The sequence below is a fragment of the Sphaerisporangium rubeum genome, assembly GCF_014207705.1.
Taxonomy (GTDB): Bacteria; Actinomycetota; Actinomycetes; order Streptosporangiales; family Streptosporangiaceae; genus Sphaerisporangium; species Sphaerisporangium rubeum.
Window position 1 is genome coordinate 4,249,179 of the sequence record NZ_JACHIU010000001.1, and the last position, 13,935, is coordinate 4,263,113.

Annotated in this window: 8 protein-coding genes; 5 read left to right on the top strand and 3 right to left on the bottom strand. The window is 73.3% G+C overall.

Features of this window, described 5'->3' with window-relative positions; genetic code table 11:
• Both BJ992_RS18225 and BJ992_RS18230 read right to left on the bottom strand, forming a co-directional pair.
• The gene (locus BJ992_RS18225) at positions 1-4,020 is read right to left on the bottom strand and encodes a Pls/PosA family non-ribosomal peptide synthetase (protein WP_246496702.1); all 4,020 of its coding nucleotides are present in this window, start codon (positions 4,018-4,020) and stop codon (positions 1-3) included.
• Between the two features lie 264 nt (positions 4,021-4,284).
• Positions 4,285-6,687 (bottom strand): ExeM/NucH family extracellular endonuclease, encoded by a 2,403-nt coding sequence (locus BJ992_RS18230; protein WP_184982575.1) that lies wholly within the window; start codon positions 6,685-6,687, stop codon positions 4,285-4,287.
• A 371-nt stretch (positions 6,688-7,058) separates the two neighbouring features.
• On the opposite strand from BJ992_RS18230, the gene BJ992_RS18235 reads away from it, so the two are divergent.
• Entirely contained in the window at positions 7,059-7,763 is a 705-nt protein-coding gene (locus BJ992_RS18235) for a permease prefix domain 1-containing protein (RefSeq protein WP_184982577.1), read from the top strand.
• Positions 7,764-7,904: 141 nt separating this feature from the next.
• On the opposite strand, the gene BJ992_RS18240 is transcribed toward BJ992_RS18235, so the two are convergent.
• Positions 7,905-8,234, bottom strand: a complete 330-nt coding sequence (locus BJ992_RS18240; RefSeq protein ID WP_184982579.1) for a helix-turn-helix transcriptional regulator — start codon at positions 8,232-8,234, stop codon at positions 7,905-7,907.
• A gap of 94 nt (positions 8,235-8,328) precedes the next feature.
• On the opposite strand from BJ992_RS18240, the gene BJ992_RS18245 reads away from it, so the two are divergent.
• From BJ992_RS18245 to cydC, 4 genes are read left to right on the top strand one after another with little or no spacing between them, the layout of a single operon-like run.
• Positions 8,329-9,513 (top strand): cytochrome ubiquinol oxidase subunit I, encoded by a 1,185-nt coding sequence (locus tag BJ992_RS18245; protein ID WP_184982581.1) that lies wholly within the window; start codon positions 8,329-8,331, stop codon positions 9,511-9,513.
• 10 nt (positions 9,514-9,523) lie between these two features.
• Positions 9,524-10,342: a cytochrome d ubiquinol oxidase subunit II gene (locus BJ992_RS18250; RefSeq protein WP_184982583.1), complete on the top strand. Its 819-nt coding sequence runs from the start codon at positions 9,524-9,526 to the stop codon at positions 10,340-10,342.
• Between the two features lie 7 nt (positions 10,343-10,349).
• Positions 10,350-12,200, top strand: a complete 1,851-nt coding sequence (gene cydD, locus BJ992_RS18255) for a thiol reductant ABC exporter subunit CydD (protein ID WP_184982585.1) — start codon at positions 10,350-10,352, stop codon at positions 12,198-12,200.
• Entirely contained in the window at positions 12,197-13,894 is a 1,698-nt protein-coding gene (gene cydC, locus BJ992_RS18260; RefSeq protein ID WP_246496704.1) for a thiol reductant ABC exporter subunit CydC, read from the top strand. The genes cydD and cydC overlap by 4 nt, the downstream gene beginning before the upstream one ends.
• Positions 13,895-13,935: the final 41 nt, after the last annotated feature.

Here is a 13,935-nt window from a genome sequence, read left to right on the forward strand (position 1 = left end):
TCACTTCGAGGAGGCCCACGGCCTGATCGGGTTGCCGAACCAGCGGGAGCCCTCGGGGACGGTCTCGCCGCGCATCACCAGGGACGCCGGCCCGATCGTGGTGTCCTGCCCGACGGTCGCCGCCGGGAGGACGACTCCGTGCGGCCCGAGCGTCGCCCCGTTCCGCAGGACGACCCTATCGATGCTCATCACACGGTCGTGGAACAAGTGGGTCTGCAGCACGCATCCCCGGTTGACGCTGGCGCCGTCCCCCACCTCGACGAGGTCGGCCTCGGGGAGCCAGTAGGTGTCGCACCAGACCCCGCGGCCGACGCGCGCGCCGAGCGAGCGCAGCCACAGGTTGAGCGGAGCGGTGCCGAGCCAGCCCTCGGCGAACCACGGCGCGGCGAGGACCTCGACGAAGTTGTCGGCGAGTTCGTTGCGCCACACGAACGAACTCCACAGGGGACGGCTGCCGGCGCCGATCCTGCCGACGAGCAGCCACTTGGCGGCGGTGGCGACGGCCGCGGCCGTCACGCCGGCGCACACCAGGACGGCGCCGACCGCGAAGGCCGCCACCACGAAGCCGTACGAGCCCGCGAGGAACTCCAGTGTCGCCGCGACCAGCACGGCGAGCGCCACCGTGCACATCGCCGGGACGACCCGGCAGAACTCCACGAAGGCCCGTGCCGCCTTGAGCCGGCGCGGCGGGTCGTAGGTGCGGCTCCGGTCACCGGTCTCGGCGGTCCTGCGCAGCTCGACCGGGGGCATGCCGAGGTAGGACGAGCCCGCCTTGGCCTTCTTCGGCGCGGCGGACAGCACCCCGACCAGGCCGTCCTTCGGCACCTTGCGGCCCGGCGCCGTCATGCCGGAGTTGCCGAGGAAGGCGCGTTTGCCGATGCGCACCTGGTCCACCCGCAGGGTTCCGTTGCCGAGCTCGTACGGGGCGACCATCGTGTCGTCGGCGAGGAACGCGCCGTCGCCGACGGTGGTCATGGTCGGCAGGGCCAGCACCGTGGACAGTTCGACGTCGCGGCCGACCTTCATGCCGAGTGCGCGCAGCCACGCGGGGGTGAGGATGCTGGCGTACAGGGGGAACAGCCAGACGCGGGCCGCCGCCATCAGCCGGCCGGTGGCCCAGGCCTGCCACGCCTGGCGGCTGTGCACCGGGTGCCGTCCCGGCCGCAGGCCCACGCCGAGCAGCCGCACGCACACCACGACGATCAGCGCGAACGCGGCCAGCGACGTCACCGTGGCGGGTGCGACGCCGTAGAGCGCGGCCGGCAGCGCCTCGGCGAGGGTGGCCGCGTCGTGGACGAAGGCGTCGAGCACGACCAGGCCGCACAGCGCCGCGACGATCGGGATCAGGCTCAGGAGGATCGCCGACAGGCCGTACATGGCCTCCCACCGCCGGGACCGCGGTGGCCGTTCCGACGGAGGGAGCCGCCGCGCCTTGCCCTGCCGGGTGGCGGGTGCGCCGGCCCACCGCTCGCCGGCCGGGACGGCGCCGCCGACCACGGCACCGGGGGCCACCTGCGCGTTCTTGCCGATGCGCGCGCCAGGCAGCAAGGTGGCGCGAGCGCCGACCGTGGCGGCGGCGCCGACGCGGATCTCGCCGACGCGCAGCAGGTCGCCGTCCAGCCAGTAGCCGTGCAGGTCCACCTCGGGTTCGATCGCGGCGTTCTTCCCGAGTTTGAGCATGCCGGTGACGGGGGGTGCCGTGTGCAGGTCGATGCCTTCGCCGACCTGCGCGCCGAGTGCCCTGGCGTACCGGACGGTCCACGGGGCCCCCGACAGTTGCCCCACGCCGATCTGGAAGGCGAACTGCTCGGCGAACCAGAGCCGCAGGTGCGTGGCACCGCCTCGGGGGTGGACGCCGGGGGTGAGTCCGCGCAGCAGGAGCCTCGCGGTTCCCGCGGCCAGAGCGATGCGGCCCCACGGTGAGACGAACAGCAGCCAGCCCGCCAGGACCCACCACCAGGAGACGACCGGGGCCCAGGGCAGCGCCACGACGTTGTTCAGCGTGGCGAGGCCGACGATCCAGCGCATGCCGCCGGCGGTGAGCAGCGGCACCATCAGCGCCGCCTGCGCCACCGCGGAACGCCGTGGCACCGGCGTCACGACACGCCGGACGGCCGTCGTGTCGGGGCCGGCCAGCTCGCTCAGGCGTGCCGCGAGTGCGCCGAGCGTGGGGTGCTCGTACACGTCGCGCACCGCGGCGGCCGGGTGGCGGGTCCGCAGCTCCGACACCAGCCGGGCCGCGGCCAGGCTGGTGCCGCCGAGCGCGAAGAAGTCGGCGTCACGGCCGGCGGCGTCCACACCGAGGATGCCGGCCCACCGCTCCGCCACCCACCGCTCGCCGTCCGACAGCCCGGTGGCCGCGCCGGGGGACGCGCTTCCCGGCAGGGGCCACGGCAAGGCGTCGCGGTCGATCTTGCCGGAGGTGCGGGTCGGCAGGTGCTCGACGATCGCGAGGCGTGGGACCAGCGCCGCCGGAAGCGCCTCCGCGAGGCGTTCGCGTGCGGCCTCGGGGTCGAAGCCCTCGCCGGGGACGACGTAGCCGACCAGGAGCCGGTGTCCCGATCCGGTCGCGCGGACGGCGGCGGCCGCGCCGAGGACGCCGTCGAGCGACTGGATCGCCGCGTCGATCTCGCCGAGCTCGACGCGGCGGCCACCGAGCTTGACCTGCTCGTCGGCCCGGCCGACGAAGACCAGGCCCTGCCGTTCGGCGCGCACCAGGTCGCCGCTGCGGTAGGCGCGTTCCCAGCCGAGGGACGGCAGCGGAGCGTACTTCTCGGCGTCCTTGGCCGCGTCGAGGTAACGGGCCAGGCCGGCGCCGGCGATCACGAGCTCTCCGGTCTCCCCCATCGCGACGGGCTCGCCGTCGCCGCCGACCACCGCGAGGTCCCAGCCGATGAGCGGCAGGCCGATGCGCACCGGCCCTTGACCGGTCAGCGGGGCGGCGCAGGCCACGACGGTGGCCTCGGTCGGGCCGTAGGTGTTCCACACCTCACGTCCCGGCACGGCCAGCCGCTCGGCGAGCTCCGGGGGGCACGCCTCACCTCCGAAGATCAGCAGGCGGACGTCGTCGAGGCTCTCGACCGGCCACAGCGACGCCAGGGTCGGCACCGTGGAGACGATCGTCACGCCTTTCTCGGCCAGCCAGGGACCGAGGTCCATGCCGGTGCGCACGAGCGCGCGCGGAGCGGGGACCAGGCACGCGCCGTGCCGCCACGCCAGCCACATCTCCTCGCAGGAGGCGTCGAACGCCACCGACAGGCCCGCGAGCACGCGGTCACCCGGGCCGATCGGCTCGTCCTGGAGGAACAGCCGCGCCTCGGCGTCGACGAACGCGGCGGCGCTGCGATGCGTCACCGCCACACCCTTGGGCTTGCCGGTCGACCCCGACGTGAAGATGATCCAGGCGTCGTCGTCCGGTCCGGGACGTCCCGGCGCGCCGTCGTGCGGCTCGCGACGTCCCGGCGCGCCGTCGTCCCGGCCGGGACGTCCCGCGTCGTCGCGCACGGCCCGGCCGCCGCGCGGGGTGATGGTGCGGCCCTCGCCGACGACCGCGTGGACGGCGGCCTCGGTGAAGACCAGCTCGGCCCGGTCCTCGGGGTCGTCGGCGTCGACGGGGACGTACGCGGCGCCGGCGGTCAGCACGGCGAGGATCGCGATGTACAGGTCGGCGGTTCCCGACGGCAGGCGGACACCCACGCGGTCACCGGCCCGCACACCCGACGTGCGCAGCTCCCCGGCCAGGCGCTCCACCTCGTCGCTGAGGCCCTGGTAGTCCAGGCGGGTCAGCCCGTCGTCGAGCGCCGCCGCGCGGGGATGGCGGCGGGTGGTCTCGGCGAGGATGCCGGCCAGGGTCCGTGGCGGGGCCGCCGGCCCGGACAGGAAAAGGGCCGGTTCGCCGGCAGGCGTGTCCGGGGCCGCCGGGAGGACGGTGGAGGCGCCACGCCGATGCGGCACGGGGACGGGGGGCATGCCGTGCGGCCAGGCATGGCCGGGCTCGGTCTCGACCGGTAACGGACGCAAGAAAGCTCCTGGTGCGTGCCCGGCAGGCCGCCGGGGCTTCGTCAGGGACGTCAGGTGATCCACCACGTGGATCAACGACCAAGGGCTCGTCGGCTCCGTATCGGCCCGGCTGACGTTTTGGACATCGACCGAGCTTAACTTCCGCAATGTCCCGGTCTATTCCCGGCTACCTTCCGTACGCCTCCAGGACACCTCACGCGGCGGACGTGACGCAGGAGAGCCCCGGCCGGATGAACACCGGCCGGGGCTCTCTGCACGGCGGGGTCAGCTCTTCAGGTCGAGACCGAACAGCAGGGGGTCGTGGTCGGAGGAGCGGTAGGCGTCGGGTGCGTACAGGTACGGCGGGTTGAACTCGGTGTTGTAGTCCATGAAGCGGCCCTCATCGGCGTTGATGTGCCAGATGGTGGCGCCGGTGATCTTCTTGGCGAGGTCCTTGCCGACCATGGCGTGGTCGAGCTCACCGGACAGGGACTCGAAGACGTAGCTGTAGCGGTCCTTCTTGGCGATGTGCTTCTTGCTGACGCTGACGAGGTCGCCGGCTTCGAGGGTGTCGATCGGGTCCTCCTCGCCGTACGCGTTGAGGTCGCCGATGACGACCGGGTTCGGCAGGTTGTAGGTGTCGATCAGGCCGAGGGTGGCCTGCGCCTGGCGGACGCGTTCGGCGTTGAAGCAGCTCTGGCCGTCACCCTGGTCCTGGTCCGCGCCGGTGGCGCCGTCGCAGCCCTTGGACTTGAAGTGGTTGACCATCATCGTGAAGATCGTGCCGTCGCCGCCTCTGGCGCGCTGGAACATCTGGATCAGCGGCGGCCGGCGGAAGACCGACGAGGTGGAGGAGAAGGCGGGGCCCACCGGCTTGAGCGCGGCCGGCTTGTAGATCAGCGCCACCTGGATGGCGTCGGTGCCGGGGGTCGGCGAGACGGTCCCCTTGTACGTCCCGGCGCCGACCTGAGCGTTCAGCGCGTCGACCAGGGTGTTCAGCGCGGTGAGGCCGTTGTTCTCGACCTCCATGAGGCCGACCACGTCGGCGTCGAGGCCCTTGAGCGCGGCGACGAGCTTCGGCAGCTGCCGGTCGCGTTCGGCGGCGTTGTTCGCGCCGCGCGAGCCGAGCGTGGTGAACCAGTTCAGGGTGTTGAAGCTCGCGACGCGCACGTCGCCGCCGACCTTCTCCGGCTTGACGGGCTTGGGGTTGACGGACTGGACGGCGACGGGCCGGGTGGGCTCGACGCGGTACAGGTTGAAGCCGTAGGTCAGCACACCGGTCAGGTCGTCGATCTGGTCGCCGAGGCGGACGGTGTTGGAGCCCGTGGTGTGGTACGGCAGGGTCGGCGGGTTCTGCACGTTGGAGCCGTCGTCCAGCAGGATGCGGCGGCGCGCGTCCACGGCCGGGTCGACGCCGTCGCGGTCGGTGGGCTGGAACAGGCGGCCCTGCGCCGAGAGCGTCATCTCACCGAAACGGCCGAGGTTGTAGGTCTCGGAGACGGTGAGAGCCTGCGAGAAGGTGACGAGCACGCCTTCGTACCGCTCGTACGTGGTGCCTTCCTCCAGCGGGAGCCGGAGCTTGGCCGGCTTGATCGTGCCGGTGCCGCAGACGTCGACGGAGGTCGCGGGGGAGATCTCGGTGAGGCCGTTGAACTCGACGACGGTGCCGCTCACCAGGACGCGGTCCCCCACGGCGGCGGAACTGGTGGTGAAGACGAACAGGCCGTCGGAGGTCGCGGGGTCGGCGTCAGGGGTGGGGTCCTGGATGTAGACGCCGCCGAGGCCGCCGGTGTCCTGGAAGTCACCGGTCACGATTCCCTCGACCCGCACCTGTGAGCCGGCGAGGGGGCTGGTGTCGCCGGAGCCCTGCACCTGCGCGATCTCGTGGGTCACCGGGGTCTGGCAGGAGGTAGTGGGGGTCGGCGTCGGGGTGGGAGTCGGGGTCGGGGTGACGCTCGGGGTCGGGGTGGGGGTGGCGCTCGGCGTCGGCGTCGGCGTCGGGGTCGGGGTCGGGGACGGCTCGCCGCCGCAGGGAGCGGCCGGGGTGGCCGTGTTGCGTGGGTCCGGGGTCGCGGCGGCGAAGTCGGCGGCGTTGGAGTCGGTGTCGGCGCAGCCGTGGTCGCCGCGCAGCGCGGCGGTGGTGTTGGTGAGCGCGGGGGCCGGGGAGCCCTCGGAGAAGTTGGCGGTGCCGTAGCCCACCAGGTCGGCGATCAGGGCGAGCTGCTCGGCGGTGCACGGGGTGGAGCCGCCGTTGCAGGCCAGGCCGTCGGCGGAACGCACCAGAGCCACCTTGCCGGCCGTGCCGCTCAGCGCGAGGGTGCCGGTGGTGTCGGGGGCCGGCAGCGGCGCGCTCGGGGTGCTTCCCGCGCCGAGCTGCACCAGGTGGTAGCGGCCGGGTGCGACGGTGCCGGACAGGTTCACCTTGTTGGAGGAGAACGCGCCGGTTCCGGTGGCGCTGGCGTACTGCACCGACCAGCCGTCCAGGGAGACGTCCGCGCCGCTGCGGTTGAACAGTTCGACGAAGTCGTTGGTGAACGGCGCACCGGAGTTGCCTCCGCCGCCGTACACCTGACTGATCACGACGGTCCCGGGCTCGGCGGAAGCCGGGGACGAGGAGAGAGCGACGGCGCCGGCGATCGCGACGCCGGCGGCCAGCAGGGCGGTGAGCGCCCGGGATAGACCACGCATGACCGGGAGCGTAGAGCGATCAAACCGTGGTATCTCCACCTAGAGCTATCTAGAAGATGAAATGACGGAATCTTGACAGAACGTGGCCTCGGGAGGTCGGAAGGTTGGCGTGCCTTGACCTAGCCGGAACGGTGCAAACGGTCTCCCGGCTACATTCCGCTCGACGACGATCACCCCATAGGCTGTCAATCCTCGCTATTCATGACGTTTCTCGCTTCTGTTTTCTCCGGCCCCTGGGGTCACGGCCCGCGGACGCGTCCGGATCTCAGGGTGAGTACCGGGGTTCCCCGGATACCGGCCTCCGGCTTCACCCGCGACAATGAGGCATCCGGCCGCCCCGTCTCGGGCGGCGACACGGCGGGCTTGGGGAGATGATGGCCGGCAGCGGGGCGATCGACGACTATGTGGCCACTCTGGCCCGCACCCTGCGCGGCCCGGGGCGGCTGCGGCGCGACATGGTGGCCGAGGCGCGGGACGGGCTGGAGGACGCCGCGGAGGCGTACCGCGAGCAGGGGGCCGATCCGGCCGCGGCCGAGCGGCTGGCGGTGGCCGAGTTCGGGCCCGTCGGGGAGATCGCTCCGGGGTACCAGGAGGAGCTGGCGGCGCGCGAGGGACGCAGGACCGCGGCCGGGCTCTTCCTCATCGTGCCGGTCGTCACGGTGCTGTGGACGTTGATCTGGCGGCTCTACCCCGACCTGCCGGCGCCTGCCTACGACGGCAAACCGTCGTGGTTCATGCCGCTGGCACGCTTCCTCGACTTCTTCCAGCTCACCATGGGACTGCTCGGCGCGACGGCGCTGTACCTGCTCGGCCGCGGACGACGGCCCGAAGCGCTCACCCACGGGCTCGGCGTCCTGCTGTGGATCCAGATCCCCGCCATCTTCGTCATGTCCACGATCCTGTCCGCCGGCGCCGGCTCGGCCCTCGACGGCTTCACCCACTTCACCCCCGGCCTCCTGCTGACCGCCGTCAGCTACGCCTCCCACGTGTGGCTCCTGTACGCCGCCACCCGCTGCCTGCTCACCACCCGCGGCACCACCCCACCTCTGACGGCCGTCCGTCGCATCCCCGGCTAGCCGACCCACCCACCGGCGTGCCACCGTGCGAAGGCGCCGGCTTCACCGCACCACGTCCCGCCGTACCGGCGCCTGGGAGTGGAGGAGCCCGGACGGCGGTAGGGGAACCACTCGCTTCAAGCCAGACCGCGGGCTGAAGAGTCAGTTCTCGGGGCGAGGGCTGAGGACTCGGGTGATGACGTCGGAGAAGTCGGTCCAGGCGGTGCGTTCGCCGTGCAGGGCGGTGCGGCCTGAGGGGGTCAGGCGGTAGGTGCGGCGTTTGCGGCCGGCGACGGTGGCCCACTCGCTGGTGAGGTGGCCCACTCGCTCCAGGCGGCGCAGTGCGGGGTACACGGTGCCGGTGGGGACGGTCAGTGCGCCGCCGCTGCGCTGCTGCAACGCCTCGATGATCGCGTAGCCGTGCAGCGGTTCGTCCTCAAGGACGGAGAGCAGCAGAGCGTCCATGTGGCCGCGCAGCGCGTCGGTGTTCACCGGTGAAGCCTATCCGGAATTCGCATGTAGACAGTCTACATGTAGGCTCTCTATATGTAGACAGACACACCCACCGGATTCAGGAAGAGGCACCATGGACGTGCTCGACCTGGCCCGGCTGCAGTTCGCGGTGACGGGGAGCCTTCACTTCCTGTTCGTCGTGCTGACGCTGGGCCTGGCCCCCCTCGTGGCGATCATGCAGACCCGCCACCTGCTCACCGGCCGGCCCGTCTTCGAGCGGATGACCCGCTTCTGGGGCCAGATCTACGTCATCAACTACGCGGTCGGCGTGTTCACCGGCCTGGTGATGGAGTTCCAGTTCGGCCTGAACTGGAGCGGCCTGACCCACTACGCCGGCGACGTGTTCGGCGCGCCGCTGGCCATGGAGACGCTGATCGCGTTCTTCCTGGAGTCGACGTTCCTCGGGTTGTGGATCTTCGGCTGGAACCGGCTCCCCCGAGGGCTGCACCTGGCGTGCATCTGGCTGGTGGCGCTCACCGCGTACGCCAGCGCGTTCTTCATCATGGTCGCCAACTCCTTCCTGCAGAACCCGGCGGGCTCGGTGCTCAGGGGTGGCAGGCTCGTGCTGTCGGACGTCGGGGCCCTGTTCGCCAACCCGGCGCTCGTCATGGCGTTCCCTCACGTCATCGGGGCCGGCCTGTTCGCCGGCGGCGCCGTCGTCATGGGGGCGAGCGCCTACAAGCTGTTCCGCCGCACGAGCGAGCAGGAGTTCTTCCGGCAGTCCCTGCGCACCGGCGTCATGTGGGCCGCGATCGGCAGCCTGGTGGCGGCCGGGTTCGGGTACGCGCAGTTCGGCGTGCTCGACGGCATCCAGCCGGACAAGTTCGACGGCCCGCTCGCGGCACTCGGTCTCGCCAACATGAGGCTCATCGGCGAGACCTCGCAGCTCGTGATCCCGTTCATCCTCGCGCCGCTGCTGTTCCGTCACCTGCTGGCCCGCGCCAGGTGGCTGCACCCCCTTCTCATGCTGATGACGCCGCTGCCGTTCATCGCGGCGATCTTCGGCTGGCTGGCCAGGGAGGCCGGCCGGCAGCCGTGGGTGGTGTACGGCAGGCTCGACGTCGCGCACGCCATGTCCCCCGGCCTGACCTACGGCAGCGTCATGGCGTCCTTCGTGGCCTTCGCCGGGGTGCTCGGCCTGCTCGCTCTCGTCGACTACCTGCTGATCGCGCGGGCCGTACGGCGCGGGCCCGGCCAGGTCGCGCTCGGCGCACCCGAGCCGGCCGACCCGTCCCCCTCCCCCGCACTCGCCCTCTGAAGGAGCCCCCATGGAGATCATCTGGTTCGCGGTCTTCGCGGTGCTGCTCGCCGGTTACTTCGCGCTCGAAGGCTTCGACATCGGCCTCGGCATGCTGCTGCCGGTGCTGGCCAGGGCCCGCGAGCGCGCCGGGGAACCCGGCACGCGGCAGGACCAGCGCGACCACCTGGTGGCGGCGATGGCGCCGTTCGTCCTGGCCAACGAGGTGTGGCTGGTCGCCGTCGCAGGCACCCTGTTCGGGGTGTACCCCCTGCTGGAGGGACAGGTGATCGGTGGCCTGTACGGGGTCGTGGTGGCGCTGGTCACCTCCTGGGTCCTGCGGGACGCCGGTCTGTGGTTCCGGCGCAGGCTCGACGGCGGTGCGTGGCGGGCCTTCTGGGACGCGGTGCTGTGCGCCGGGTCGTGGGGTCTCGCGCTGAGCTGGGGGGTGGCGCTCGGGTCCGTGGTGCGCGGCCTCCCGGGTCAGCCGTTCGACGTCGTCGGCGTGCTGTGCGGCGTGGTGGTCGCCGCGGTGCTCGCCGTGCACGGCCGGTCGTTCGCCGCGTGGCGCCTGTCGGGGCCGCGTGAGATCGGTCACACCGGACGGCGGCTCACGCTGACGGCGGCGCTCGCCGCGCTGCCCCCCGTGGCGGTGCTCGCGGTGGCCGCTCCGTCACTGCTCGACGCCACGGCGTCACCGCAGGCGCTGAGTGTGCTCAGTGTCATGGCGCTTCCTGTGCTTCCCATCCTCGTGGTGGCGCAAGTATGGGTATGGCGCACGTTCTCCCCGGGACGGGACCTCCGGGAACGGGAGCGGACGGGCACCACCCGCGTCCTGTCGTTCTTCTAGGGAACCGATGCACAAGGAACTGCTGCGGCTGGCGCGGACCGAACCGGCGGTCCGCCGCCATCTGCTGGTGTGCCTGGCGGCCGCCGTCGCCGCCGGGCTGCTGGTGCTGGCCCAGGCCGAGGTGCTGTCCCGGGTGCTGTCCGGCGCGCTTCCCGTGGCGGCGCTGCCGGTGCTCGCCGCCGTGGTGGTGGCGCGGGCCCTGCTCGGCCACGCGCAGGGGACCGCGGGGGGCCGCACGGCCACCGCGCTGAAGACGGTGCTGCGGCACCGGCTGCTGTCCCGGCTGCGCGACCTCGGCCCCGCCAGGCTCACCGCGCACCGCTCGGGTGAGCTCGTCACGCTGGCCGGCCGCGGCCTGGACGCACTCGACCCGTACGTCACCGGGTACCTGCCGGCCGTCGCGGTCGCCGCCGTGGTCCCGGTGGCGGTCCTCGCGCGGCTGTTCACCGCCGACCCGGCCACCGGGGTCATCGTCCTGCTGACACTTCCCCTCATCCCCGTCTTCGGCGCTCTGGTCGGCTGGCAGACCAAGGCCGTCACCGAACGCCAGTGGCGCGCGCTGTCGCTCCTCGGCGGCCATTTCCTCGACGTCGTCCGCGGCCTGCCGACGCTGCGCGCCTTCGGCCGTACCCGTCACCAGACCACCGTGATCCGCCAGGTCGCGGAAGCCCACCGCGCCGCGACCATGCGCACCCTGCGAGTCGCGTTCCTCTCCTCCCTGGTGCTGGAACTCGTCGCGTCCCTCTCCCTGGCGCTGGTCGCCGTCCCCGTCGGCCTGCGCCTGCTGTCCGGCTCCCTCGACCTGCCGACCGCGCTGCTGGTCCTCCTCCTCGCCCCCGAGGCCTACCTGCCGCTGCGCGCCATGGGGACGAAGTTCCACGCCTCGATGGAAGGCGTCGCCGCCGCCGACGACACCTTCAAGGTCCTCGACGACCCCCGGCCGCCGTCCGGCCAGGCCGAGGCCACACCGGCCGTCCCCGCGACGTCTCACGCCGTCACACGACCCACCACCCCGCCGACCGGCATCCGCCACCCCGCTGGGGACGGCGACTCTCCCCCAACCGACATTTCCGGAAAGACGGATATCGAGATCCCGGTACCGGAGATCCGGCTGGAGAACGTGACGGTCCGGTATCCGGGAAGGCGGGACGCCGCTCTGGACGAGGTGTCGCTGGTCATCGAGCCCGGTGAACGGGTGGCGCTGGTCGGTGAGAGCGGAGCGGGAAAGAGCACACTGCTCGCGCTGCTGCTGGGGTTCGTGACGCCGGAGTCGGGACGGGTGCTGGTCGGCGGGGTCGATCTGGCGCACGCCGACATGGACGAGTGGCGGCGCCGGCTCGCCGTCGTCCCGCAGCGGCCCCATCTGTTCGCCGGCACGGTGGAGGACAACATCCGCATGGGGCCGGACGCCACGCCGCAGGAGGTCCGGGGCGCCGCGGCGGCGGCGCACGCGGACGGGTTCGTCGAGGCGCTGCCCGAGGGGTACGCGACCGTCGTCGGGGAGCGTGGAGTGAACCTGTCGGCGGGCCAGCGGCAGCGGATCGCGCTGGCGCGCGCGTTCTGCCGTCCCGGAGCGAGGGTGCTCCTGCTGGACGAGCCCACCGCGCGCCTGGACGGCCGCAGCGAGGCGGCCATCGTGGCGGCCACCCGCACGCTCGCGACCGGCCGCACCGCCGTCATCGTCGCGCACCGGCCCGCCATGATCGACCTCGCCGACCGCGTGGTCCGCCTCCACGCCGGCCGCGTCGTCCCGGGCCGTCCGGCCACCGGGACCACCGCGAGCACCTCAGGAGCCACCGTCGACGCCTCCGGCCCGGCGGGTAGCACCGCCGCGACCACCACGGGGGGTGCCCGATGAACCGTGTCTGGCGGCAGGACGGCATGGTGCGGCGGGCTGTGGCGGCCGCCGCGGCCGGAGCGGCGGCGGAGCTGGCGGGTCTCGGGCTGATCGCTGCGGCGGCGTGGCTGATCACGCGTGCGGCGCAGCAGCCGGAGCTCGCGGCGCTGAGCGTGGCGATCGTCGCGGTGCGCGCGTTCGCGACCAGCCGTGGCCTGTTCCGGTACGGCGAGCGGCTGGCCGGTCACGACGTGGCGCTGCGCGCGCAGGCGGCGACCCGTGAGGAGCTGTACGAGGCGCTGGCCCCGGCGGGGACGCCGCGGCTGCGTGGCGCGGACGTGCTCACCCGCATGGTGGACGACACCGACGCGGTGCAGGACCTGCTGGTGCGCTGCCTGCTGCCGGCGTTCGCGGCCGTCGTGACGGCCGTCGCCGCCGTCGGGCTCGGCGCGGCGCTGCTGCCGGCCGCCGCGCTCACCCTGCTGGCCGGCCTGGCGTTCGCCGGCGGCCTGCTGCCGGCGCTGGCCGCCGCCGGCGCGCGCCGCAGGTCGGCCGCGCTGGCACCCGCGCGGGCCGAACTGGCCGCACGAGTGGCCGACCTGGTGCACGGCGCCGCCGACCTCGCCGCCTACGGCGCCGGGGACCGCGCGCTCGCCGCCGCGGCCGAGGCGGGGGACCGCCTGGCGGTCCTGGAGCGGCGGCAGGCCAGAGCCGGCGCCGCCGTGCTCGCGCTCGGCACGCTGGCGCAAGGCCTCACCGTCGCGGCGATCGTGCTGGTGGCGCAGCGCGCCGGCCTCGGCCAGGTGCCGGCGGCGGTGCTGGCGCTGACGGCCCTGGTGGCGTTCGAGCCGATCCTGCCGCTGGCCGCCGCCGGTGAGCGGTTCGCCGGGGTGACGGCCGCGCTGCGCAGGCTGCGCGAGGTCCGCGCCACTCCCCCGGCCGTCGCCGAGCCCGCCGCACCGGCCGCCGTGCCGCAGGGGCCGCTGACCGTGCGGGCCGAGGACCTCGTCGTCCGGCACTGCCCCGGCCTGCCTCCGGCCCTGGACGGCGTCTCGCTCACCCTCACCCCCGGCCGCCGCGTCGCCGTGGTCGGCCCGAGCGGCGCCGGCAAGAGCACTCTGCTCGCGGCGCTGATGCGCACCGTCGAGCCGGACTCCGGCACGATCACCCTGAACGGCGTGGACGTGCGCGAGCTGGCCCCGGACGGCGTGCGGGAACGGATCACCGGCCTGACCCAGGACCCGTACGTGTTCCGCGCCACCCTGCGCGACAACCTGCTGCTGGCCGGCCCCGACGCGACCGGGGACGAGCTGGCGGCGGCCGTGCGCCGGGCCCGGCTGGCGGACTGGGTGGAGCGCACCGGCTGGGACGCCACGCTCGGCGAGGACGGCCGTACCGTGTCAGGCGGCCAGCTCCAGCGCCTGGCCCTGGCCCGCGCGCTGCTGCGCGACCCGGAGGTCCTGCTGCTCGACGAACCCGCCGAGTCCCTGGACCCCGCCACGGCGGACGCCTTGACGGCCGACCTGCTCGACGCCACCCACGGCCGTACGACACTGCTGGTCACCCACCGCCTGCGCGGCCTGGAACACGTCGACGAGATCATCGTCCTGGAGGACGGCCGTGTCACCCAGCGCGGCACCCACGAGACCCTGACCACCGTCCCCGGCTACTACCGTGACCTGTGGCGCTCCGAAGCCCTCACCACCCACCCCTGACCCGCCGCGGCCGTTCCCGTGACCGGCACGCCGGAACCCGG

Excerpts from the sequence above, each read along its gene's own strand:
- BJ992_RS18230 (WP_184982575.1), bottom strand. The coding sequence starts at position 6,687 with ATGCGTGGTCTATCCCGGGCGCTCACCGCCCTGCTGGCCGCCGGCGTC.
- BJ992_RS18235 (WP_184982577.1), top strand. The coding sequence starts at position 7,059 with ATGATGGCCGGCAGCGGGGCGATCGACGACTATGTGGCCACTCTGGCC.
- BJ992_RS18250 (WP_184982583.1), top strand. The coding sequence starts at position 9,524 with ATGGAGATCATCTGGTTCGCGGTCTTCGCGGTGCTGCTCGCCGGTTAC.
- cydD (WP_184982585.1), top strand. The coding sequence starts at position 10,350 with ATGCACAAGGAACTGCTGCGGCTGGCGCGGACCGAACCGGCGGTCCGC.
- cydC (WP_246496704.1), top strand. The coding sequence starts at position 12,197 with ATGAACCGTGTCTGGCGGCAGGACGGCATGGTGCGGCGGGCTGTGGCG.
- BJ992_RS18245 (WP_184982581.1), top strand. The coding sequence starts at position 8,329 with ATGGACGTGCTCGACCTGGCCCGGCTGCAGTTCGCGGTGACGGGGAGC.